The sequence below is a fragment of the Synechococcus sp. WC10meta genome, assembly GCF_047461475.1.
Genome location: NZ_JANSHF010000006.1, coordinates 106,463 through 126,348 on the forward strand (window position 1 = coordinate 106,463; position 19,886 = coordinate 126,348).

Genomic DNA, 19,886 nt, shown 5'->3' on the forward strand with positions numbered 1-19,886 from the left:
AACCCATGCTGAACCGGAAAATGGCTCTTAGGGTAGTGGATCCCTACGCCGAGGCCTTGGTTTCTCTGGCTTCTGGACAGGGGTTGCTGGACACCTTTACCGCCGATGTGCGCTTTATTGCCGCTGTTTTGCAGGCCACGCCGGAGCTGGGCCAGTTTCTGGCTAGCCCCCTGGTGAAGACGGAAGCCAAGAAAAACCTTCTGCAGCAGGTGTTTGCCGATCAGATCCACCCGCTGCTGCTCAACGCCCTTCAGCTGTTGACCGACCGCCGCCGCATCATGTTCCTTGGGGCTCTCTGTCAGCGTTTCTTGGAGCTGCAGCGGAAACTGCAAAACATTGTTCTTGCGGAGGTAACCGCCGCAGTGCCCTTGACTGAAGCCCAGCAGCAATCCATCCGGGAGCGGGTGAAGGACTTCACGCAAGCTAGCAGCGTGGAGCTGCAGATTAGCCAAGATCCCACGGTGCTAGGCGGAGTGATCCTCAAGATTGGCTCCCAGGTCATTGACCTCAGCTTGCGCGGCCAGTTGCGCCGGCTGGCGCTGCAGCTAGCTTAAGTTTTGAGATCCCCTTTCCTGAGAGGACTGCCATGCCTACCATTCGCCCAGATGAGATTAGCACCATCATCAAGCAGCAGATCGAGCAGTACAACCGGGAGATGCAGGTCTCCAATGTCGGCACGGTTCTGCAAGTAGGAGACGGCATTGCCCGCATCTATGGCTTGGAGAAGGTGATGGCCAGTGAGCTGCTGGAGTTTGAGGATGGCACGCTGGGCATTGCTCTCAACCTCGAGGAAGACAACGTTGGCGCCGTGCTGATTGGCGACGGCCGTAACATCCAAGAAGGCTCTACCGTCAAGGCCACAGGCAGAATTGCCAGCATTCCCGTAGGGGAAGCCCTGCTGGGCCGCGTGGTCGATCCCTTGTGCAATCCCCTCGACGGCAAAGGGCCGATTCACTGCACCGAGACTCGCCTCATTGAGTCCCCAGCTCCCAGCATCATTGACCGCCGCTCGGTGTATGAGCCGCTCCAGACTGGCATCACGGCCATCGACGCCTTGATCCCCATTGGGCGGGGACAGCGGGAGCTCATTATCGGCGACCGCCAAACGGGTAAGACCACCCTTGCGGTCGACACCATCCTCAACCAAAAAGGACAGGACGTCATTTGCATCTATGTGGCCATCGGCCAGAAGCAAAGCAACATCGCCCAGGTGGTGAACATCCTAACCGAGCGGGGGGCAATGGACTATAGCATCGTGGTGGCTGCTGGCGCCGACAGCCCGGCTCCCCTACAGTGGCTAGCTCCTTACTGCGGGGCCACCATTGCCGAATACTTCATGTACCAAGGCAAGCACACCCTGGTGGTCTACGACGACCTGTCCAAGCAGGCAGTAGCCTACCGCCAGATGTCGCTGCTGTTGCGCCGTCCCCCTGGCCGGGAAGCCTATCCGGGCGATGTGTTCTACCTGCACTCGCGGCTACTGGAACGGGCGGCCAAGCTCAACAGCCAATTGGGCGAGGGATCCATGACCGCCCTGCCGATTGTGGAAACCCAGGCCAATGACGTGTCGGCCTACATTCCCACCAACGTTATCTCCATTACCGACGGCCAGATCTTCCTGGAGTCGGATCTGTTCAACGCTGGCATTCGCCCAGCCATCAACATTGGCATTTCCGTTAGCCGCGTTGGCTCGGCGGCGCAAACCAAGGCTATGAAGAAGGTCGCTGGCTCCCTGAAGGTGGAACTGGCGCAGTATCGGGATCTGGAAGCCTTTGCCCAGTTTGCCTCCGACTTGGATGAGGCCACCCAAAAGCAACTGGCCCGCGGCCAACGGCTGCAGGAGATCCTCAAGCAGCCCCAATATTCGCCCCTGTCTTTGGACCAGCAAGTAGCCATTATCTATGCGGGAACGCAGGGCTACCTGGACGACATCCCGCTAGAGAAGGTCTCCAGCTTCAAGCAGGGCCTGCTGTCCTACTTGAGCACCGCCCATCCCAAATATGGCGAAATCGTCCTCTCCACCAAGCAGCTTACCGAGGAGGCGGAAGAGATCCTAAAAACCGCCATTGCAGAGTTCAAGCAAAGCTTTGTAGCTCAGGCAGGCTAAGGGCAGATCCAACAAGGGAGAGGGTTATGGCCAAGCTAAAGCCAATTCGGGATCGCATTAAGGCAGTGAAGAACACCCGTAAAATCACGGAGGCCATGCGCCTGGTGGCGGCAGCGCGGGTGCGGCGGGCTCAGGAGCAGGTGATGGCTACTCGTCCCTTTGCCAATCGCCTGGCCCAGGTTTTCTATCGGCTGCAGACGCGGCTGCGGCTGGAAAATGTCGAGCTGCCCTTGCTAAAGCAGCGCCCTGTGGCAACAGTGGGCCTGCTAGTGGTGGCCGGGGATCGGGGTCTGTGTGGCCCCTACAACGCCAACGTTATCAAGCGTACTGAAGAGCGAGTGGGCGAGCTGCAGGAAACAGGGCAGCAGGTGCAGCTTTACCTGGTAGGCCGCAAGGCGGTGCAGTATTTTCAGCGGCGCTCTGCCCCTATCGCCAAGACCTACGTGAATCTGCCGCAGATCCCCACTGCCGCTGAAGCCGCTCAAATTGGGGATGAGCTGCTCTCCGCTTTCCTCTCCGAGAAGGTGGATAAGGTGGAGCTCATCTACACCCGCTTTGTCTCCCTGATTAGCTCGCGGCCAGTGGTGCAATCCCTGCTGCCTCTAGACCCTACGCGCCTGGCTGCTCGCGACGACGAGATCTTTAACCTGCTGGTGCGGGGGGGAGAGTTTACCGTCGAGCGCAGCAAGATCGTTGCTCCTGTCTCAGCCCCGCCGCCGGACATGATCTTCGAGCAGGATCCCGTGCAAATCCTGGATGCGCTCCTGCCTCTGTACCTGAACAATCAATTGCTGCGGGCTCTGCAGGAGGCAGCAGCCAGCGAGCTGGCGGCCCGGATGACAGCTATGAGCAATGCCAGCGACAACGCCACTGAGCTTATCCGTACCCTCACCCTTGCCTACAACAAAGCTCGGCAAGCGGCCATTACCCAGGAGATCCTCGAGGTGGTGGCAGGTGCCGAGGCCCTCTAGGTCTCTTCCCGTCCGGAAGAGTACAAGTTACGCTGCCGGGCCATTTGGGAGTTGAGCAGGATGACAGGCAAGAGCCCCACCAAGACAATTGCCAAAGCAGGGGCACCGGCCTCGGCCAGGCGTTCGTCGGCAGCCATGCGGTAGGTGTAAACGGCCAGGGTATCAAAGTTAAAAGGCCGCAGCACCATCGTGGCTGGCAGCTCCTTCATGACATCCACAAACACCAGCAGCATTGCCCCCAAGATCCCGCCTCCCATCAGCGGCAGGTGCACTCGCCACAGGGTGCCCAGGGATCCCTGCCCCAGGCTGCGGGCTGCCTCGTCCAGGCTGGGAGGAATGCGTAGCAGGGTTGCCTCGACGGTGGCTAGAGCCACTGCCAAAAAGCGCACCAAATAGCCAAATACCAGGGCGGCGATGGTGCCGCTCAGAACCAAACCGGGTGGCTGCTGAAAGAGCACCTGCCGCAAGTAGCTCAGCAGTTGATCCAGTCGCCCCAGGGGAAGCAGAACTCCCACGGCAATCACCATACCTGGCAGCGCGTAGCCTAAAGAAGACAAGCGCACTGCCAGCCGCAGGCTCCAGGTGGATCCCCGCTGCAGCCGCAGCCCATACAGCACCACCACCGACACCGAAACGGCAATCACCGCTGTGATGGTGGCTAGTAGAAGGCTATTCCGGGCGTAGCTCCAAAAGTGGCGGCCCACCGCTCCCTGGCGCAGGGTCATCTGGAGCAGGATAAGGGCGGGGACGACAAAGCCTAGCCCAACCGGGATCCCACAGGCTAGCCACGCTCCCACCGCTCGGATCCCCTGCAGACGGTAGCGGGCTAGAGCTGGCCTAAGCCCTTGGCGATAGTAGCGCGCCCGCCGGCGCAGGAATTGCTCCAAGCCCATCAGCAGCAACACCCACAGCAACAGCAGCGCCGAGAGCTGAGCTGCTGCCACCGGATTGCCGAGGGCCGTCCAAGTGCGGTAGATGCCGGTGGTAAAGGTATCGACCCCGAAGTAGCTGACGGTGCCGAAATCGTTCAGGGTTTCCATCAACGCTAGGAGGCAGCCAGCCACGATCCCTGGCCGCGCCAGAGGCAAAGCCACCCGGAAAAAGCTAGCCCAGGGCCCGTAGCCTAGGGAACGGCTCACCTCCAAACAGGCCACCGACTGTTCCTGGAAAGCTAGCCGCGCCGAGAGATACACATAGGGGTAAAGAGTCAGCGTCATCAGCAGGATTGCCCCCCCCAGCGAGCGAATGTTGGGGAACCAGTAGTCGCCGATCCCCCAGCCGGTGACCCGCCGTAGCCAGATCTGGAAGCCCCCAGTTACTTGCAAAAAATCGGTGTAGGCATAGGCCAACACATAGGTAGGGGCCGCCAGGGGCAACACCAGCATCCACTCCAGCCAGGCCCGCCCCCAAAACTCGCACATCGTCACCAGCCAGGCGGTGCCGCTGCCCACCAGGATGACTCCCAGCGCCACCCCCGCCATTATCAGCAGGCTGTTGCGCACATATAGCCCCAAGACCGTGTCAACCAGGTGCCCCCAAACCTGCCGCTCGTCGGCAAGGAGGCTGAGCAGCACTGTTAGCGTGGGAATCAAAATTAAGCCCGTCAAGGCTACGGTCAGCAACGTCCAGCCGCTGAACCATCGCCTCCAAGCGCTCTTGAATTTAGCCAAGCTAGCTTTCCCATCAACTGCAATGGCAATTCCTGAGAGCTGGCAAAAATCTGATCTAGCCATACCGGGGAGCCAAGAAGAAGGCTCTCGGCAACCCCGGCATTTTGGGTGAACCTAGCCCTTACCGCCAACCAGCCCGATCCATGACTTTCAGGGCCTCGGGGGTAAGGCGGCCAATGCTGGCGGCGTTGATCGTGTCTTCCTTGAAGGTGCCAAAGCTGGCCACTACCGAGTCGATCTCCGCCCCTGGCAGCACCGGGTACTCGTTGTTGCTCTGGGCAAAGATGGCCTGCGCCTCCGGGCCGGAGAGAAACTCCAGAAACTGGATGGCAGCCTCTTTATTGGGAGCGGTTTTCAGAATGCCGGCGCCGCTGATGTTGACGTGAGTGCCGCGATCCTTTTGGTTGGGGAAGAAGACGCCGATTTTCTCGGCTACGGCGCGCTCTTCTGGTTTGTCGGATTTGATCAAACGCGCCAAATAGTAGGTGTTGGCCAAAGCCACGTCTCCTACGCCAGCGGCTACGGCTTTGATTTGATCAATATCTCCCCCCTCTGGCGGGCGGGCAAAGTTGGCCACCAAGCCCCGCGCCCACTTTTCCGTCTCCGGGATCCCGTGCGCCAAGATGATCGAAGCCGTCAGAGACTGGCTGTACACATTGCTGGAGGAGCGAGTGAGCACCTTGCCCCGCCACTTGGGGTTAGCGAGATCCTCATAGGTGGACAGCTCCTTGGGATCCACCTTGTCCTTGTTGTACATGATTACTCGCGCCCGCTTGGTCAGGCCGAACCAGTAGCCTTCCGGATCCCGCAGGGATTCTGGGATGTTTTTAGCGAGCGTCTCCGACTGGATAGGTTGAAACAAGCCTTCGTTTTGAGCCCGCCACAGCCGGGCCACATCTACTGTCATGAAAATGTCAGCGGGGCTGTTGGCTCCCTCGCTGCGGAGGCGCTGGAGAATCTCGTCGGCGTTGCCCTGCACCCAGTTTACCCTAATGCCCGTTTTCTGTCTGAAAAGTTCGTATAGTTTTTCATCTGTGCTGTAGTGCCGAGAGGTGTAGAGGTTGACCTCCCGGTTGGCGCCGCGAGCCGAACGCCCCAGCGAGCCTACTGTCAAGGCTACCGATCCCAACACAGCTGCGTTAACCAACTGCCGTCGCGATAAGCGCATACCCAACTCCTAAACTCAAAAAAATCTCAGGAAAAGCTGCTGCACTGATTTCGTCAGCAGCAACGGATCTGGCCCTAGAAGCGGACCAACCCTTCCAAATCCTGCTTTTCTAGACCAAGCCTATTGAGAGTCTGTATCAGTAGCTTCGCCCTAGGCAATGATAGGGGATCTCAAGTACTGAGTCAAGCTCTTAGGAGCTATTCTCACCAAGAGGATTAAAGTTGCGGCAGATGGGGCAGGTGGAGCGTAAAGGTTGTCCAGCCGGCGGCGCTGCTGACCTCGATGGATCCGCGCAACTGATCCACCATCTGTTTCACCAAGGCCAGGCCTAGACCCGTGCCCCCTTCCTTCCAGGGATCATTGCTGGGAATGCGGTAAAAGCGCTCAAAGATGCGCGTGAGCTCCTCGGCAGGGATCTCTTGACTATTGCTGACCTGGATGCGGCTTCGACAATTTTCCGTTTCGATCTGCAAGCGGATGGATCCCTGGGGTGGGGTGTATTTCACCGCATTGTGCAGCAACTCGCGCAGGATTCGCCCTAAGAGCAAGGGATCTGTCGTGAGGGAGCTCTCCAGGGGAACGCTGGCTTGGAAAGTTTGCCCCTTGGCGCGGGCCCGCTCTTGGGTAACCGTCAGCAGATCCCCCAGCAGCTCCCGCCAGGTGAGGGCTTGGATGTTCAGGGCATAGGCCCCGGCTTGTAGCCGCTGCAGATCCAGCAGGTCGTTGATGAGCTCGATTTCCCGCTGGCATTCCCGCTCGGCAATAGCCAGGTATTGGGCTCGCTTCTCCTCAGAGGGAGCTATCTGCAGCATTTTGAGAGCCATCCTTAGGCTAGTGAGGGGAGTGCGCAGCTCGTGGCTGACGGTGCTGATGAAGTCGTCTTTCAATTGGTTGAGGCGCTCTAGAGCTTGCACCTGCTCTTGGGCAGCTTGGAACAAGCGCGCCTGGCGCAGCCCGATGGCACATTGGTTGGCCACCTGCTGGATAAGTCGGATCTCCTGGTCGTCGAAAGGACGCCGAGCCGATCGAAAGATCCACAGATCCCCCAGGACTTGGCCTTTATCTAGCAAGGGACAAGCCATCACTACTTGGCGGTTTTCCAGGGCTTTCCCTGAAAAGCAAAATAGACAAGACTGCCCCCTGAGCAGTTGTCGATGAACGTCTCCGTAAGGGCCTCTCTGCAAAGGTACAGAGAGATTTAGGTAAGACTTCGAGCGGGGGCAATACTCGTAGCGGATGGTGGCAAGGGTGAAATCGGCGTTGTAAAGGCTGATGTCGCAGCCATCGGCATCTAGACTTTCTCCCAGCTCGCGCACGGCGGCGCTGAGGATCTCAGCTTCGTCGAGAGAATCGCGCACGCGGTTGGTAATGCTTCTTAGGAGAGCCTCAAATTGCAAAGCCCGCTCTAGCTCCGCAGTGCGCTGCCGCACTTTTTCCTCCAGCGTTTGGTTTAGAGCTTTTACCTGCTCGTACAACTGAGCCTGTTGCAACGCGATAGCCAACTGGTCGGTCAGCTTCTGCAAAAGCTCAATTTCCCACTCCTGCCACGGGCGGCTGGATTGGCAGTGCTGCGCCACCAAGAGGCCCCAAAGGTCTTCACCCCGTCGGATTGGGATCACCAAGTTGGCCTGGGCCTGGAAAGATTCCAAGAGCTGCCGATAGCAAGGATCCAAACTGGCGGTCGCCACATTTTCGATGGCTTGTACAAAGCCCTGCTGGTACTTGCGATGGCAGGGATCCTTGTGGAAATACTCATCCCACACGTAGCGGCCCAAGTGACTAGGCCAGGGATCCACCACTGACTCAGCGGCCACAAACCCCCCTGCCCCCTCCTGCAACTGATAGATCATCACCCGATCCACCTGGAGAAACTCCCGCACCTCGGCAGTGGTTGTTTGCAAAATAACTGGCAGGTCTAGAGCTTGTCGGATCCGCCGCAGCAAAGCCCCTAGTAGTCGCTCCCGCTCTGCTTCTTGCAGCAACAGATCCTGAGCCTGCTTAAGAGGAGTTATGTCCACAACAACGCCACAGACGGCATAGGGATCCCCCTGGCAATCTCGCAGGGCAAATTTGGTAACCCACTGGCTCAATTGCTTGCCATTGCGGGAAAAAATCCGCTCGTAGCTGACAGGATCCGGAGATTGGAGAGCTTTCTGATCCTGCTCTCGGAACTCGCGGGCCTCTTCGGGAGTGAAAAGCTCATCATCCAGCTTGCCAATAAGTTCTCCTAGCTCAAAACCTCTCTGTTGTAGATAAAACCTGTTGGCGTGAAGATAGCGCCCCTCCAGGTCTTTGAGGAAGATGGAAAAAGGGATCCCGTCCAGAATAGCTCTAAGGCGAGCCTCACTTGCTTGTAAAGCCAGCTCTACCTCTTTTTGCTCGGTGATGTCTTCCGTAACACCTACAAAGCGGATGATTTCTTGCCGCTCATTAAAAATAGGCTGACAGGAAGTGCGTAACCAGCGCAGGCTGCCATCTCGATGGAAGATGCGGTAGGTGATTGGCTGCTCCCCTCGAATAACTCGAGGAAGAGATCGAAGAACACGGGGCAGATCTTCAGGGTGAAGCCTTTCTTTCCAAAGATCCGGTTTTTGATAAAACTCCTCCGGTGTGTATCCCCAGATGCTTTGACACCGGGGGCTTTCGTAGAGAACTTGGCTGAGATCTGCGGAACATACGAAGAAACTCACCGGCACAGCCTCGGCCATTTCCCGAAAGCGGGCTTCGCTTTCCCGCAAAGCTAGTTCCACCTGCTTTTGTTGGGTAATGTCGCGGCTGCTGCACACAATCCCCTGCACTAAAGGATCCTGCAAAAGGTTGGTGCAGCGGCTCTCCAGCCACACCCAATGGCCATCGGCATGCTGGGCCCGATAGACCAAGCTGAGCGTCTCGCCAGGCCGAGCCTTGAGTTGCTCAAGAGCATCAGCAACGACCTGCCGATCCTCAGGGTGAACCCAATCCAAAGGCAGGGCTTCTCCCGAATTGGGGACACGACCCAAAATTTTCTCAACAACTGGGGGATTTAGGATGTATAGCAAACCTTGGGCATCGATCCGGCACAAGACGTCATGGCTGTTGTTAATAAAGGCGCGAAAGCGCTCCTGCTGCTCTGCTAGCTTTTGTTGCAGGCGCTTTAGCTCGGTGATGTCTAGGCTAACGCCGAGAACCCCCCAACCTTCCGATTGCTCCCTCAGGGGCACGGCTACGGAATAGATATGGCGCTCTTCTCCATGAATGATTTCTTTCCTCTCGCACTTGGTAACTTCCCCTTGAAGGACAGAGGTGAAATCTTTCTGCCGATCGGAGTGGTCTTGATCCACCTCCTCCAAAGAAGTGCCCAGCAGATCGCCAAACCAGGCGCGGTCGGTGGCATTTTGTAAAATCAGCACTCCTTGAGGATCCCTGGCCCACACCGATAACGGCAGGGCATCTAGCAAAGCGCGCAGTTGGGCTTCCCGCAGCCGCAGGTTTTCTTCCAACTGTTTCTTCTCGGTAATGTCTCGGCCTAGCCCACGAATAAACTGCAACCGGCCCCGCCAGTCAAAGATGCCCTGGTTGACCCACTCAAACCAGCGCACCTCTCCCCGCCCATCTATTAACCTACTGACTTGGCTAAAGAAGGGGTGCTGAGGAGTGAGCTGGGCTATTTTCTGCCGCACCTCCTCTTGCTCCTCTACTGGCAGGGCCTCAAGCCAGCGCCTGCCCCGCCAATCGCCTAAAACCTTCCGACAAGTCTCGTTACACTCCACAACCGTTGTATCCGCCCGCGCCAGTATGACGATATCTGCGAAACCCGGCTGAGCCTGTTGCAGCTGCCGCCTTTGCCAGTAGATCAGCACTGCTAGAGAAGATCCCCAAAGGACTAGCCAAAGCCAAGTGGGCAAAGTGTTCTGGCTGAGTAAGGTAATCAGGTTAACCAAATCCCTAGGGACGCTCATAGAAGTTAGGCTGGCCGATTAATCGGTAGCATTTCTAACCTAGACTCAGGCATTGTGCCAGCATTTCCGCTATCTCCCTGGGGAGGACAGTATCCCCTGACAAGGGAGCTTTAGGACAAGGGGTTCTTTTTTGGATTTCCTAGATATGCCTGAATCCAGCCCACCAGCCGCTGAGAGAGCACGAAAGCCTCTGGCTCGCTCCCTTTGACGCCTACTTGGCTATTGAAGCAAGCGATGACCTCCTCTTTCAGATCAGGCTGGGAAGGGTCTTCGCGAAACTGGAGCCGCACCTGACTTTGGACTTGGAAACTCTCTTGGGCTTGGTTGTCTAAGACCTCCCAGCCTACCCGATGTATCCGCACCCCTTGCAATTGAGCCAAGGGATAGGAGAACGCCTGCTGCCGCCAAATTCCCCAAGGGCCACGCAGACGGGTTAAGGTGACCCGTTGGTTTTCGCGATCCAAGCTCAAGATTTGCCCCAACCCCCAAGGGATCCCAGTCCATAGGCCCACCCCCACAAGCACCAACCCCAAGAGCAGCGAACGGGCCCATAGTTGGGATCCCAGCGCCAACAGCCCTAGGCCCACAACCACTCGCCAGGCCAGTTGCTCAGGGGTAAACCTTTGCAGGGCAATCCGCAGTCGTCTGGGGTTGCGCTCCAGGACTTGCAGGTGAAGTGGTGCCATGAAAGCGGATCCCGTTTTTGGGGCCAGTTTACCAGGTGCCTTAGAACCCTAGAACTCAGGCTCGGCAAAAAACTCTGACAAATCCAAGGCAAAACCAGGGATCACCTCTTCGCCTTCCAGAATGTCCCCTGGCCGCTTCAATGCTGCGGGCTCAGGCTGGCGGTAGACTAAAACATACTTTTCTTCGGGATGAATGACCCAAACAAGCCGGGATCCGTTCTCAAAATACTCGACAATTTTGTCGTGGATCTCTCCTACAGTGTTGGCCTCAGAGAGAACCTCTATAGCCAGGTCCGGAGCTCCCTCGATATAGCCCTTGGGGATCCCGCCAAGGGATCGCAGCCGCTCTTTGGAGAAAAAAGAACAATCTGGGGAGCGGCGGTTGCCAGACTTCATCTTAAACGAGGTATCAGAGTCAAAGGTAAAGCCAAGCTTTTGGCTGCGGACATAGGCGCCCAGGAGGATGTGAATCAAACTTACATAGTACCCATGCTGTGCACCTGCTGAGCCCACGGCAACCAGTTCCCCGTTCACAACTTCATAGCGATTGCCATCATCGGGCAGGGCCATAAACTCTTCATCCGTCCAAATCTTCCGAGGAACTGCTGCAGAGTTTTCAGCAAGCTCTTGCGCTAGCCCTTCTAGAGCTTCAATCATGGTAACCCTCTCAAATAGCTAAAACAACTAAGGGATCCTCGCTTGGGCAAACACATCCTGCGGGACAACCGCTAGACCTGGGAGGAACTCATCCTGAATCACTTGGGATCCAGTAAATGTCCGCGGTGGGGCATCGGGATAAAAGACTGTGATGCTCTTAGCTTGGGGATCCACCACCCAAACTCGGGGGACGCCCGCATCCAAGTAATCGGCTACTTTCTGAAGCATCGCCCCAAAGCTTTGGCCAGGAGAAAGGATCTCAATCACCCACTCAGGAGCTACCGGACAAGGTCCATCTTGGGTATGCTGGGCTGGCCAGCGCTCAAAGGAAACATAGAGTAGGTCGGGAACCGGAAACCATTCTTTCCCTTGCCGCTGCAAAACAATCGCTAACTCTGTGTACACATCCCCCTTACCCTGACACCATGCATCCAGGATCCAAAGCAGTCGTTTCTGCAGGGAGGCATGAAACCTTTGGGGCGACATGGGCGCATCCTTGGGGACGGCTTGTCCATCGACCAGCTCATAGGTAACATCTCCCTCTGGCAAGGCTAGAAACTGCTCGGGAGTCAGTTTTTGACCTGAAACCAGCGGCTCTGTAGTTGATAGCATCAGGAGATCCTCCTTATCTTTTGCTGTTTGAGGTTGCTGCTCGCTAAGGGATCCGCGCTTGGGCAAATACATCCTGAGGAACAACCTTCAAGCCCGGCAAGAAATCCTCTTGAATAGCTTGGGATCCCGTAAAGGTCTTTGGCGGGGCATCGGGGTAGAAGACTGTGATGCTCTTGGCCTGCGGATCCACAATCCAAACGCGGGGGATCCCCGCTGCTTTTTGAAGTACAGCCCCAAAACTCTGCTCTGGAGTAAGAATCTCAACCACTAGTTCAGGAATGGCAGAACAAGGCTCATCGGCCATGGCCTCAATTGGCAGTCGCTCATTGGAGATGTAGGTGATGTCCGGGATCGGGATCCAGGGCTCCCCTTGTCGACTTAGGACAATTGCCCATTCAGTGTGAGCGGATCTCGGCTTGGGACACTCAGCAGCGGAACACCAGTCCTCAAGGATTCGCCACAAGATAGGCTGAAGACGAGCGTGGAAGCGCTTTGGCGACATAGGTTCATGTTTGGGAACAGCTTGCCCATCGACCAGCTCACAGGTAGCATCTTCCTCTGGCAAGGCGAGAAGTTGTTCGGGAGTGAGCGATAGCTTTTCGTCGAGATCATGCTGGAATCCCCATCGCTCCAGAGGCCAACTGCTTTCTAGGTTAACTTCAGGCTCTTTCACCTTCTCTGTTTGGGAAAAGGCGTCTTGTTTTCGTGAAGGGGGGCTTTCAGGTTGCAGGAGCTTGCCAGCGCCTATGCTTTGATTGTTGCAGGCTCACCTGGAGGATCCCTATGGCCAAAACCCTTTTGACTACCCTGGGCACCACCAAATACACGGAGACAGTGTATTTCTTTGGAGAGCAAAGGGCAGATAAAACCTGCTACGTTGCCAAAGCCCTCTGCCAGCTTTTTGAGATTGACAGGGTTGTTCTCCTGCTTACCGAAGAAGCCCGCGCTACGCACTGGAACTGTCTGCAGGACTGTCTTCCCTCCCACGTGGAGAAAATTGCCAGGGCTATCCCCGAAGGGAAAACCGAGGCAGAGACTTGGGAGATCTTCGACGTGCTGGTGGATAGCATCGAGCCTAACACCCAGCTGCTTTTTGATATCACCCACGCCTTTCGCTCCATCCCGGTGCTGATGCTCTTGGGAGCCGCCTTTTTGCGCAAGGCTAAAAACGTCGAGATCCAGGGGCTCTACTACGGCCTCTACCGCCATGGCCAGGCAGAAACCCCCATCATCGATCTCACGCCGGCCATTCGGCTTTTGGACTGGCTGACGGCTAGTGACAAGTTCATCAGCACCGGCTCGGCGGTGGAACTGGGGCAGCTTTTGGACAGGGTTCAACGGGACTTTTACCGGCAGCAAAAGCCCGGCAAAGGGGATCCCCGGCCCACCCGGCTGCAGGGCTTTGGACAGGCCATCCGCGACATCTCCCGTTCCCTAGAGCTGGTGAGGCCCGTCAGCCTGCAGGAGGACTTGCGCAAGTTACAACGCCACCCTACCGAGGAGTTGGCCAAGGAAGCGGGCCAATTTGCCAAGCCCCTTGGCCTACTGCTGCAAAGTATTCAAGATAGCTACAGCCAACTGGCGCTGCCGGCAGAAAAGGCGGCGGATCCCCAAGCGCAAGTTCAAAAGCACTTTCAACTGCTGCGCTGGTATGTTGAAAAGCGCCTCACCACCCAAGCCATTCTCTTGGCCCGCGAGTGGGTAGTCTCCGCCCTTTGCCTCTGTGAGGGGCTCCAAAACTACCGCCAACGAGAAGCGCGGCAAGTAGTTGAACACCAGTTGGGATCCCTTATCCAGCGGAAAAAGCAGCCCTTGGGAGATCCCCCTGCAACTGGCGAATCAGTCCAGCAAGAGGAGCAGCTTCAGTTCCTTCCTCCCATTGCCGCCCACGTTTCGGATGTGAAGCAGCTTGCTGATCTTTGGTCTTGCCTAAGCGAATACCGCAACGACGTGGCCCATGGGCAGATGAATCCCGATCCCCTAGGCGGCGAGGCCTTGGAGAGCTTTGTGCTGCAGAAGCTGCTGCCCAGCTTGGAGGCGCTGTTTCCCGAATTGACTCGGCTAGAAAAGGATCCCTCCGCTTCTTGGTAAACCCAACACATCGGCAGCTTCGTTCCCGCTTTTCAAGCCTAGTTAAAAAGTTGGCCAAGCTCAAGCTTGATCCTCCCAGACGACCAGAAAAAAAGCTGAAGAAATCTACGAAGCAAGGGGGATCGACGGATGGTGTTTTGTAGCCTCTGTAACCTCGACACCAGAAGGCTGTCGGGTTCTTGTCTTTAGTTGTTCTAAACGTCCCCTTCCTGCTGCGAGAACACCATGGCTTATCACTACTGGCAAGCGAAGCTTTGGGGTCTGCTGCACGACCCCGCCCTCAAGGCCCTCCACGACGCCTCTGGCCGCGCCAAGGAAGGACTGTGGCCAAACCTAGCGGCGATGCGGGGGTGGATCTCGCCCAAGGCAGAGGGATCTCCTCTAGAAAGCGTTGGCGATGCGGATCTGGTCGCCTCCGCCAGCGATCGGGCTGCTATTGGCCACCTGCCGGTTGCCATCGACTACCAGGTAGCTGATTGCAGCCAGAGCCTGGGGCCGGGCCTAGAGATGAGCCATCTCCTTTCGGGGCGCAAGCGCTTTTGGCAACTGCCCGAAGAAGAACACCGCGCCCTGCGGCAGGCCAGCTCCCGCGCCGAGTACCTGCTGCGGCGGGAAGCAAGGGTGGTTCCCGACTGGATCTGGCAAGAGGAGGACATCCAGAAGGTGTTCTGGTGGTTCTGGCGCTGTTTCCCCCAGGCGTTGGTTCGGGAATTTGGCGATGAAAACCTTCTGCTTTTGCCAGCAGAAACGCGGCTGCCCGATGGATCCCTGTGGAGCCACACCAGCGTTGTGGCGGCCCTGGCAGGCTGTTTGGCCGGCTACGACGAACCCAAGTTCACGCGGCCTTTTTTGGCCAGCTTTACCTTCAACCCCATCCAGGAGCTGATCAAAGCCAGCCGCAAGATGCGGGACTTCTGGGCTGGATCCTGGCTGTTGCACTACCTCTCGGCACGGCTTTGCTGGGAGCTGGCGGAGAAATACGGCCCTGACTGTCTACTCTACCCCAGCCTCTACGGCCAGCCCTTGATCGACGCCTGGCTCTTGAAGCGATATCCCGAATTTGCCCAGTGGATCCCTCAGCCTTCTGCCAACGCCCTCCTCACTGCCGGCTTCCCCAACGTGCTCCTTTTGCTATTGCCCCAAGATCGGGTGCAGGCGGCCATGCAGTTTGCCCAGCAGACCCTCAAAGACGAATGGCGGCAGCTAGCGCAAAAGGCGCTGGAGCACCTGCAACTGGAGCGCCGCTGGCTGGTGCAGTTGCGCCCGGAGGATCCCACCTGGAAGGGATGGCTGGAGCACCAGTGGCAGATCTACTGGGCGGCGGCGCCCCTGGGATCCCCCCACCAAAGGCTTAAAGACACCGCCATCCTCAAGTCCCAGGAGTCCATCGAGCGGGATCCCTGGGTCAGCGCCCAAAACCGCACCTACCATCTCAAAGGAAAGCGGCAGCTTTTTGCCGACCCGGAGCTGAAGTTCCTGCGGATCAGCTTCTGGGATCCCGAAAGGCAGCAGCACCGCCAGCACAAGCCAGGGCTAAACGTAGGCTCCTGGTGGGCAGCGGCAGTGGAGGCGACGCGCCGGCTGCAGGCTGCCTGCAAACAGGCCCGCGATTGGCAGTTGCCGGTGGCCTTTGGGCCGCGCAGCACCGTCTCTGGCCTAGGGCCGGTGGTTCACCCTTCCCCCAGGAATCGCTGGATTAGCGAAGGGGAGAGCCGGCGGCTTTGGCAGCGCCAGGCAGGGCTTTTCGATGGCCGCGAGCAGCTCAACGCCACCGAAACGGTTAAGCGGGCCCTAGACAAGGTGTTGCCGGAGCTCTTCCCCACCCTCGACGAAGACGAGGTCGCCGCTTCCTACCCAGATCTCACTGCTGGCGTGGCTGGTTACCTGAAAACCCACGGGCGACGCGAGCTGGAGCACTTCGAGCAGGCCTGCCGCGCCGTTGAGGCCATCCACCCCGCCATTCGGGAGGTCATCCGAGAAATGCGCGGCAAGTGGGGGATCCCGTGGGCTGACCAGCAAAACCTGCGCTACCACCCGCGGCTGCTCAACGCCGGCTGGCTGGTGGAAGACCTGGAAGCGGACGAGGCAACCCAGAAGCGCTGCCGCCAGGAGATAGAAGCCACCCTCAGCCGCTACTACCCCAGCATCAACCCCGCCAGTTGGTACGTGCTGGCCGCGGGCGATGGCGACGACATGGGCCAGTGGCTGAGCGGGGGGAAGATGAAGCCCTACTACGACTACCTGCCCCAGCCGCTGCAGCGCCTAGCGGATGGCCAGAGGGACGCTATTGGCCGCGTCCTCGACTCTGAAGAGCTCAAGCAAGTCAAGGACGCCTTCAGCGAGTTTGTTAAAGCCAGCCGCAAGCGCATGGGCCCAGCCACCCACAGCGCCCTCAGCCGGGCTCTGTTGGATTTTTCTGGCCAGTTGGTGCCCTACCTTACTGAACAGCGCTATGCCGGCAGGCTCATCTACGCCGGGGGGGACGACGTTCTGGCCTACACCAACCTCTGGGAGTGGGATAGTTGGCTCTGGGACATCCGCCAGTGTTTCCGCGGCGGCGAAGACGACTGGCGCGAGTTTGCCAACGAAGGGGACTACTGGCAGTGGCAAAAGGCGCAGTTGCCGGCTGGCCTAAGCCGTCGCCCTCTTTTTACCCTGGGATCCCTGGCCAGCATTAGCTTTGGGGTGGTGATTGCCCACCACTCGGTGCCCCTGGCCATTGCCCTGGAAAACCTCTGGGAGGCCGAACAAGGGGCCAAGGGGCAGGCCTATGCCTCTAGCAGCCCCAAGGACAGCGTCCAGGTGCGGCTGCTGTTTGCCAACGGCAACCAACTGGTGAGCACCTGCAAGTTCGACACCTTCGACAAGTGGAAGGATCTGCTGGACTTCGACTGGAAGCTGTTGGGCCAGAAGCAGGATCAGAGCTCTCTGTTTGAGCAGGCCGCCCAGCTTTGGGAGCAGCACCCAGCCCCCACCTTGGAAGCAGTGCCCGATTGGGCCCGCTTGTTCTGCAGCCGCCGGGATCTCTTTCGCGGCGAAAGTGAGCAGAAGGATCGCTTCCAGGCCAAGCTGGTCGAGTTTATTCAGCACTTCTGGCAGCACAGCCTGCCCGCCCAGCCGGCGGCGTGGGATCTGGCCATCAAAAACTGGTTCAAGCTGGCGGCCTTTGTGCTGCGCAACCGCACCGTGGAATTGGGGAGAAATGCGCGATGAGTTGGTTTGTGCTCTCGCCTTTGGATGTGTGGATGTTTCGCGATGCCAAGCCCTTTGCGCCGGGGGAGCGGGCCTGGGCCACCAGCGGCTTTCCGCCCAGCGGGCACACCCTTGCCGGCGCTATCCTAGCTCACCTGGGCCAGCCGGCAACCCTGCGCCTCTGCGGCCCCTTTCTCTGCTGCGAGGAGCAGCTTTACTTCCCCAGCCCCTTGCACCTTTACCAGGGATCCCCCCTGGTGCCCATCCCCTGGCTGGAAGAGGGCCATGCCTACGGCAGCTACCGCTGGGATCCCACCCGGCCAGCCCCTCTGGTGACAGCGGCTCAGCTCGAGGAAGAAAAAAGCCCGCAAAGCCCCAAGCAAAAGGCTGCTGGCTACCTACCCTGGCAGGCGGTGCAAAAAGCCCTGCAAGGCAAGGGCTGGGATCTGGAGCAGGCAGTAAAGTCCCCCTGGGTAGAGGAAGTGCGGCCCCACAACACCCTGCAGGCAGGCAAACGCCAGGTGCGGGAGACCGATGGCTACTTTGTGGAAACCTGCATCCGCCTGCAGCCCGGCTGGAGCCTGGCTCTTTCCATCGAGTGCTGGGATCCAGAGCGCGAAAGCTGGGATCCCTTGCCCCTAGCGCAAGAAGTAGTGGTGCGGCTAGGGGGAGAAGGCCACGCTGCTCTCCTCAGCCCCTGCCCAAAGCTGGGCAAGCAGTGGCAAGTGCTGCAGGAGCTCTCCCAGCAGACCTTCCGGCAAGCCCGCCGAGCTCTGGCCTACCTGGTGACCCCCGGCGTGTTCATCAAAAAGGTGGAGGGGCGCTCCCTCTGCCGCGCCTGGCCCTGGGAGTGGCGCTTGGCCACCCCTCATCCTGCCCACTCCCTCACTGGCCCTCTGGTGAGCGTGGCCACCGGCAAACCGGTTCCCATTAGTGGCCGCCTGCGGGTGGAGTCCCTGACAGAGCCGCGCAAGACCAGCCTGCCAGCTCCGCAAGTGTTTGCCGCCCCGCCTGGCAGCATCTACTACCTGGAGCATCCAGCTCCCCTTGCCCAGGACGAGCCGGAGCTGGAAGATGGCCGGCTCAACGTCTTCCACCGCTGGCGGCTTCTAGGCTACAGCGAGTTGCTCTGGCTGCCTTGGGCCCATTGAGCTTGCTTTTGAAGTCCTGTTTTAACGGATAAGGAGTGTTTTTCTATGGCCTTTCACCTGGTCTATCTCACCTTGCTGACTCCCCTGCACACCGGCGGCACCACCCAAGAAGGCAACCTCTTGGGCATTGCCCGCGAGGCCCACACCAACTTGCCCTACATCCCTTCCAGCACCATCCGCGGCAAATTGCGGGCCAGCGTGGCCGAGAAAGAGTTAAAGTTTGAGCTTTTTGGCAACGAAATTGGGGAGGGGGATCAGCTTACCCAAGGCTCCATTTGGATTGGAGATGGATCCCTCTTGTGGGTGCCGGTGGCTTCCCTCAGCCACGGCGTGATCTGGATAAGCTGCCCGCTCTTGCTCAAGCGCTGGCTGCGGCTAAGTGGCCAGAAGTTGCAGGTGCCGGAGCCCTATAGCACCAACTTGGAGGCAAACCGACCCATCTATCTCAAGGATGCCATCCTAAAGAACGGTCTAAAGAAGTGGGAAAACTGGCAAAACTTTGTCAAATCTTCCAGCATCACCCGCGTCATTGTCTTGCCGGATCAGCACTGTGCCACCCTTATTCAAATGAGCCTGTGGCGGCAGGTGAAAGTTAAGCTCAGCGAGCACAAAGTTGTAGAAGGCGGCTTTCGCTACGAAGAGGCCATTCCCCCCGATAGCTTGATGTACTTTACCTGGGGGGTAACAGCCCAATCCAACGGCAATTCCCAGAAAGCAGTGGAGCAATTTCGGAAGCTCCTGCAGGGTAACCAGCTCCTGCAAATTGGCGGCCAGGAGAGCCTAGGCCGTGGCTTTGTCGAGTTGTCTTGGAACTAGTTGAGGAAGTTTTATGGAGACTTTTGACCCGCGCACCTTAGCCAAGCCCGTTTATGAATCGCTTTGCCAACTGAGAACCCAGACCAGGGATCTAGAAAAGCTTAGAGAACAGAAAAACCAGGCCGTGGAACTCTACACCTACCTTTCCACCTGGGGCCTACTGCGCCTTAAGGCAGAAGAGAATGCCCTTAGCCAAGAGGGAAAAAAGCAAGTGGTCAAGGAGTTTTTTAGTTGTCTAGAGGAGATCTCTGGCCAAAAAGGAATTGCTGGCTCCAACGGTCTAAACCTTCTTATGCAATTGGGAGTTGAAGAGTATCTGGGCCTCACAGGACTGGGTCTGGCTTTAGCTCAGGAGTTTGGCTTTTGGGCCACGGCCATCTACCACGACGTCAAAGGAGGAGAGTAATGGGTGTAGCCATTCCCCTGCAGTCTATCCACCTCCAAGAGGGGAGCCGAGTGGTCATCCATTCGTTGACCTGGCAAGACTGCGAGAACATTCTGGAAGAGCTGGGCGAAGATCGCCATACTCGCATTGCCTACTGCAATGGAACTTTCGAGATTATGTCTCCCTTATCCAAGCATGAACGCCCTCATCGCATCGCTGGAGATATTGTAAAAGCTCTCCTCGATGCTCAGGGGAGAGACTGGGAAGATTTTGGCTCAACAACCCTCAAAAAATCTGGAAGGGCTGGAGTAGAACCAGACACCTGTTTCTATGTCAATCACCTGGAGCAGGTGCGTGGCTGTGAGGGAAGGATCGATGTTGATTTGTTCCCCCCGCCCGATCTGGCCATTGAGTCCGATGTTACTTCCCAAACTTTTATCGA

The 19,886-nt window shown here is 58.0% G+C and carries 16 protein-coding genes; 9 read left to right on the forward strand and 7 right to left on the reverse strand.

Annotated features, from left to right (window positions below):
* The first annotated feature begins 5 nt into the window (after nucleotides 1-5).
* The 3 genes from atpH to NW804_RS04805 are packed head-to-tail and all read left to right on the forward strand — an operon-like array spanning nucleotide 6 to nucleotide 3,078.
* The gene (gene atpH / locus NW804_RS04795; protein ID WP_414395695.1) at nucleotides 6-554 is read left to right on the forward strand and encodes an ATP synthase F1 subunit delta; all 549 of its coding nucleotides are present in this window, start codon (nucleotides 6-8) and stop codon (nucleotides 552-554) included.
* A gap of 32 nt (nucleotides 555-586) precedes the next feature.
* Entirely contained in the window at nucleotides 587-2,107 is a 1,521-nt protein-coding gene (gene atpA / locus NW804_RS04800; protein WP_414421232.1) for a F0F1 ATP synthase subunit alpha, read from the forward strand.
* A 26-nt stretch (nucleotides 2,108-2,133) separates the two neighbouring features.
* Complete coding sequence (locus NW804_RS04805; RefSeq protein WP_414410373.1) at nucleotides 2,134-3,078, forward strand: F0F1 ATP synthase subunit gamma; 945 nt, start codon at nucleotides 2,134-2,136, stop codon at nucleotides 3,076-3,078.
* Here NW804_RS04805 and NW804_RS04810 read toward each other — a convergent pair.
* From NW804_RS04810 to NW804_RS04840, 7 genes are all read right to left on the reverse strand, one after another.
* Nucleotides 3,075-4,748: an ABC transporter permease gene (locus NW804_RS04810; protein WP_414422984.1), complete on the reverse strand. Its 1,674-nt coding sequence runs from the start codon at nucleotides 4,746-4,748 to the stop codon at nucleotides 3,075-3,077. The genes NW804_RS04805 and NW804_RS04810 overlap by 4 nt on opposite strands.
* A 121-nt stretch (nucleotides 4,749-4,869) precedes the next feature.
* A complete protein-coding gene (locus tag NW804_RS04815) occupies nucleotides 4,870-5,916 on the reverse strand; it encodes a Fe(3+) ABC transporter substrate-binding protein (RefSeq protein WP_414422985.1) in 1,047 nt (348 codons plus the stop codon).
* A gap of 215 nt (nucleotides 5,917-6,131) precedes the next feature.
* Nucleotides 6,132-9,854 (reverse strand): PAS domain S-box protein, encoded by a 3,723-nt coding sequence (locus tag NW804_RS04820; RefSeq protein WP_414422986.1) that lies wholly within the window; start codon nucleotides 9,852-9,854, stop codon nucleotides 6,132-6,134.
* A gap of 110 nt (nucleotides 9,855-9,964) precedes the next feature.
* Nucleotides 9,965-10,540, reverse strand: coding sequence for a hypothetical protein (locus NW804_RS04825; protein ID WP_414421227.1), 576 nt, complete (start codon nucleotides 10,538-10,540; stop codon nucleotides 9,965-9,967).
* Nucleotides 10,541-10,588: 48 nt separating this feature from the next.
* Nucleotides 10,589-11,197 carry a Uma2 family endonuclease gene (locus tag NW804_RS04830; protein WP_414421226.1) on the reverse strand — a complete coding sequence of 203 codons (609 nt, stop codon included), beginning with the start codon at nucleotides 11,195-11,197 and terminating at the stop codon, nucleotides 10,589-10,591.
* A 27-nt stretch (nucleotides 11,198-11,224) separates the two neighbouring features.
* Nucleotides 11,225-11,809, reverse strand: a complete 585-nt coding sequence (locus NW804_RS04835; protein ID WP_414395677.1) for a Uma2 family endonuclease — start codon at nucleotides 11,807-11,809, stop codon at nucleotides 11,225-11,227.
* Between the two features lie 43 nt (nucleotides 11,810-11,852).
* Complete coding sequence (locus tag NW804_RS04840) at nucleotides 11,853-12,482, reverse strand: Uma2 family endonuclease (RefSeq protein ID WP_414422987.1); 630 nt, start codon at nucleotides 12,480-12,482, stop codon at nucleotides 11,853-11,855.
* Between the two features lie 110 nt (nucleotides 12,483-12,592).
* Between NW804_RS04840 and csx2 the strand changes: the two genes are divergently transcribed.
* The 6 genes from csx2 to NW804_RS04870 form a co-directional block, all read left to right on the forward strand.
* Complete coding sequence (gene csx2 / locus NW804_RS04845; protein WP_414410366.1) at nucleotides 12,593-13,900, forward strand: TIGR02221 family CRISPR-associated protein; 1,308 nt, start codon at nucleotides 12,593-12,595, stop codon at nucleotides 13,898-13,900.
* A 225-nt stretch (nucleotides 13,901-14,125) separates the two neighbouring features.
* Nucleotides 14,126-17,113 (forward strand): type III-B CRISPR-associated protein Cas10/Cmr2, encoded by a 2,988-nt coding sequence (gene cas10 / locus NW804_RS04850; RefSeq protein ID WP_414421224.1) that lies wholly within the window; start codon nucleotides 14,126-14,128, stop codon nucleotides 17,111-17,113.
* Nucleotides 17,110-18,243, forward strand: a complete 1,134-nt coding sequence (locus NW804_RS04855) for a type III-B CRISPR module-associated protein Cmr3 (RefSeq protein WP_414411709.1) — start codon at nucleotides 17,110-17,112, stop codon at nucleotides 18,241-18,243. The genes cas10 and NW804_RS04855 overlap by 4 nt, the downstream gene beginning before the upstream one ends.
* Before the next feature lie 45 nt (nucleotides 18,244-18,288).
* Nucleotides 18,289-19,059 carry a type III-B CRISPR module RAMP protein Cmr4 gene (gene cmr4, locus NW804_RS04860; RefSeq protein WP_414405930.1) on the forward strand — a complete coding sequence of 257 codons (771 nt, stop codon included), beginning with the start codon at nucleotides 18,289-18,291 and terminating at the stop codon, nucleotides 19,057-19,059.
* A gap of 13 nt (nucleotides 19,060-19,072) precedes the next feature.
* On the forward strand, nucleotides 19,073-19,465 hold the full coding sequence (locus NW804_RS04865; protein WP_414422988.1) for a hypothetical protein: 393 nt from the start codon (nucleotides 19,073-19,075) through the stop codon (nucleotides 19,463-19,465).
* The coding region (locus NW804_RS04870; RefSeq protein ID WP_414422989.1) for a Uma2 family endonuclease at nucleotides 19,465-19,886 on the forward strand (422 nt) is incomplete at its 3' end. The genes NW804_RS04865 and NW804_RS04870, both read left to right, overlap by 1 nt.

Coding starts and splice junctions, on each gene's coding strand:
- NW804_RS04835 (WP_414395677.1), bottom strand. CDS start 11,809: ATGCTATCAACTACAGAGCCGCTGGTTTCAGGTCAAAAACTGACTCCC.
- NW804_RS04815 (WP_414422985.1), bottom strand. CDS start 5,916: ATGCGCTTATCGCGACGGCAGTTGGTTAACGCAGCTGTGTTGGGATCG.
- atpA (WP_414421232.1), top strand. CDS start 587: ATGCCTACCATTCGCCCAGATGAGATTAGCACCATCATCAAGCAGCAG.
- NW804_RS04820 (WP_414422986.1), bottom strand. CDS start 9,854: ATGAGCGTCCCTAGGGATTTGGTTAACCTGATTACCTTACTCAGCCAG.
- NW804_RS04830 (WP_414421226.1), bottom strand. CDS start 11,197: ATGATTGAAGCTCTAGAAGGGCTAGCGCAAGAGCTTGCTGAAAACTCT.
- NW804_RS04855 (WP_414411709.1), top strand. CDS start 17,110: ATGAGTTGGTTTGTGCTCTCGCCTTTGGATGTGTGGATGTTTCGCGAT.
- atpH (WP_414395695.1), top strand. CDS start 6: ATGCTGAACCGGAAAATGGCTCTTAGGGTAGTGGATCCCTACGCCGAG.
- cas10 (WP_414421224.1), top strand. CDS start 14,126: ATGGCTTATCACTACTGGCAAGCGAAGCTTTGGGGTCTGCTGCACGAC.
- csx2 (WP_414410366.1), top strand. CDS start 12,593: ATGGCCAAAACCCTTTTGACTACCCTGGGCACCACCAAATACACGGAG.
- NW804_RS04805 (WP_414410373.1), top strand. CDS start 2,134: ATGGCCAAGCTAAAGCCAATTCGGGATCGCATTAAGGCAGTGAAGAAC.
- cmr4 (WP_414405930.1), top strand. CDS start 18,289: ATGGCCTTTCACCTGGTCTATCTCACCTTGCTGACTCCCCTGCACACC.
- NW804_RS04865 (WP_414422988.1), top strand. CDS start 19,073: ATGGAGACTTTTGACCCGCGCACCTTAGCCAAGCCCGTTTATGAATCG.
- NW804_RS04825 (WP_414421227.1), bottom strand. CDS start 10,540: ATGGCACCACTTCACCTGCAAGTCCTGGAGCGCAACCCCAGACGACTG.